The sequence below is a fragment of the Nitrosomonas sp. GH22 genome (assembly GCF_009833115.1).
Classification (GTDB): Bacteria; Pseudomonadota; Gammaproteobacteria; order Burkholderiales; family Nitrosomonadaceae; genus Nitrosomonas; species Nitrosomonas eutropha.
In genome coordinates this window covers 1-1,614 of the sequence record NZ_QRCA01000057.1, presented here as the reverse complement: position 1 = coordinate 1,614, position 1,614 = coordinate 1, and the positions used below count along the sequence as shown (strand labels likewise).

The following is a 1,614-nucleotide window of genomic DNA, read 5'->3' as shown; positions in this document are numbered from 1 at the left end:
AAACTCCCGCAGGGTGGGTTCCTGTACCTGCAAAGCTACAGTCAGCCGTGCACCGTGTACCGTGAATGATTCACTGGTGCGCCGGTCTATGGCCAGGCTAGCGCCGTCCCATAACTGGTTAAGCATCGCTAGATTGCGCATAACACTATCCTTGCCCATGCCATGCGAACCAAACACAATGCCCGCTTCAGCCGATACCACGCCGCTGGAAGGCCAACGCTTCGCCAATCCATACGCCAGTGCTTCGGGGGTGGCGTCCGCGTATATTAGAGCATTTTTTATTTAAATATATGCATGCAATAGACTATTCTCTATTACAACTGATGGGGAAGGTTATGCATGCCTATTCACAAGATCTTCGGGATCGCATTCTGGGTGCGTTGGATCGTGGCGAAGGTCCAACGGCAATTGCCCGGCGCTTTGAGGTGAGTCGCATGTGGGTGTACAGGTACGCAAGTGATGGAAAGAAGGCCAGCGCCATAGTTTGCCGATGGGAGGTTATCGGCGATCCCGCATTGCGCACAAGGAAGCGCAGATTCGGCAATGGATAGAAGCCACGCCGGATCTAACGCTTGTCGAGCTCAGTGAACGGTTGGCTGCAGAAGGCATTCAGATCAAGGTGCCGGCGCTATGGCATCAACTGAACAAATGGGGGTTGAGTTTTAAAAAAAAACCTGCGCGCCAGCGAGCAATCGCGCACAGACGTACGTCAGGCACGAACTGAGTGGGCCCGCGAGCAGCAGCATTGGGATTGCCGTCACCTGGTCTTCCTGGATGAGACGGCAACGACCACCAACATGACGCGACAGCGGGGTCGCGCGCCGCGCGGCCAGCGCTGTGTGGCTTCGGTGCCCCACGGCCACTGGAAGAGCACCACCTTCATTGCGGGACTGCATCACGATGCGATCACCGCTCCGTTAGTGCTCGACGGCCCAATGAACGGGGCCGCGTTTCTCGCCTATATTCATCAAACCTGCCTGTGCCCCACGCTGCAGCCAGGTGACATTGTGGTGGCCGACAACCTGTCTTGTCACAAGGTTCCAGGCGTCCGCGCAGCCATTGAAGCGGCAGGTGCCACGCTGCTCTACTTACCGCCGTATTCGCCTGATCTGAATCCAATCGAGAAAATGTTCTCCAAACTCAAAGCCCTATTACGCAAAGCCGCCAAACGAGCCATGGATGCCTTATGGGCACAGATCGGCAAAGTGTTGGATCTGTTCACTCCGGAGGAGTGTGCCAACTACTTCGCTTCATGTAGATATGTAAACAAGTAAGCCAAAAATGCTCTAGAGAGCAGAAAACAATATTGCCTTATTTATATACTTTATATGCTATGATTACCCATAGTTTGCTAAAGTATTGTTAGTGTATTGTTTCTGCCGTTGGGCAGATCAAAGCAACCAAGTGTATAACTCGCTGATTGCTTCATTCAGCCTGCCCGGTTGGTGATTGGCGTCACTACCGGGCAATCCCTTGTATCTAGTGGTCAAGGGTGGTCAATAGTACCATATGTTGTGCTTTGTACAAATACTACCCAGATCCTCTATTGGCTGGAATCTTTTTGTCATATTCCTTTCATCTCAATATATTCTCCCCACCATTGCATCATTTTCC

General features: G+C 52.2%; 3 protein-coding genes. 2 read left to right on the top strand and 1 reads right to left on the bottom strand.

Annotation, left to right across the window (positions count from 1 at the left end; genetic code table 11):
• The coding region (locus ABF86_RS11980; RefSeq protein WP_345889574.1) for a DUF3987 domain-containing protein at window positions 1-267 on the bottom strand (267 nt) is incomplete at its 3' end.
• 223 nt (window positions 268-490) lie between these two features.
• Here ABF86_RS11980 and ABF86_RS12995 point away from each other — a divergent pair.
• Both ABF86_RS12995 and ABF86_RS11970 read left to right on the top strand, forming a co-directional pair.
• Window positions 491-724 carry a hypothetical protein gene (locus ABF86_RS12995; RefSeq protein ID WP_240142334.1) on the top strand — a complete coding sequence of 78 codons (234 nt, stop codon included), beginning with the start codon at window positions 491-493 and terminating at the stop codon, window positions 722-724.
• Window positions 675-1,274, top strand: coding sequence for an IS630 family transposase (locus tag ABF86_RS11970; RefSeq protein ID WP_074685733.1), 600 nt, complete (start codon window positions 675-677; stop codon window positions 1,272-1,274). The genes ABF86_RS12995 and ABF86_RS11970 overlap by 50 nt, the downstream gene beginning before the upstream one ends.
• Window positions 1,275-1,614: the final 340 nt, after the last annotated feature.

Excerpts from the sequence above, each read along its gene's own strand:
- ABF86_RS12995 (WP_240142334.1), top strand. The coding sequence starts at position 491 with ATGGGAGGTTATCGGCGATCCCGCATTGCGCACAAGGAAGCGCAGATT.